A 461-nucleotide genomic window follows, 5' to 3' on the forward strand; every position below is an offset into this window, starting at 1 on the left:
GAACCCCTGTTACCGCCGTGAAAGGGCGGTGTCCTAGGCCTCTAGACGAATGGGACACAGTTGATACGTTATACTCTGCATCGAGTGAATACTCATTGGTGTCTGTAGGCTAAACACCAGTGCTAGTTACCTATAATGAAGCACGAAACCCTAAGGATTCGAACCCCTGTTACCGCCGACTCTTTATAAACCAAAGTGGGCGATGTCCTAAGCTCTATTTCTAGACGAATGGGACACAGTTGATACGTTATACTCTGCATCGAGTGAATACTCATTGGTGTCTGTAGGCTAAACACCAGTGCTATATAGATCATCAAACACTTTTTCTAAAACAATAGTTTCGAATCATGTTCAACCATCTTAAATATGGTATCCCATAGGGGATTCGAACCCCTGTTACCGCCGTGAAAGGGCGGTGTCCTAGGCCTCTAGACGAATGGGACACAGTTGATACGTTATAC

Annotated in this window: 1 tRNA gene; it reads right to left on the bottom strand. The window is 45.1% G+C overall.

Features of this window, described 5'->3' with window-relative positions:
- Positions 1-367 precede the first annotated feature (367 nt).
- A tRNA-Glu gene (locus tag H5185_RS22450) sits at positions 368-443 on the bottom strand.
- Positions 444-461: the final 18 nt, after the last annotated feature.

It is taken from the genome of Shewanella sp. SG44-6 (assembly GCF_014164185.1).
Taxonomy (GTDB): Bacteria; Pseudomonadota; Gammaproteobacteria; order Enterobacterales; family Shewanellaceae; genus Shewanella; species Shewanella vesiculosa.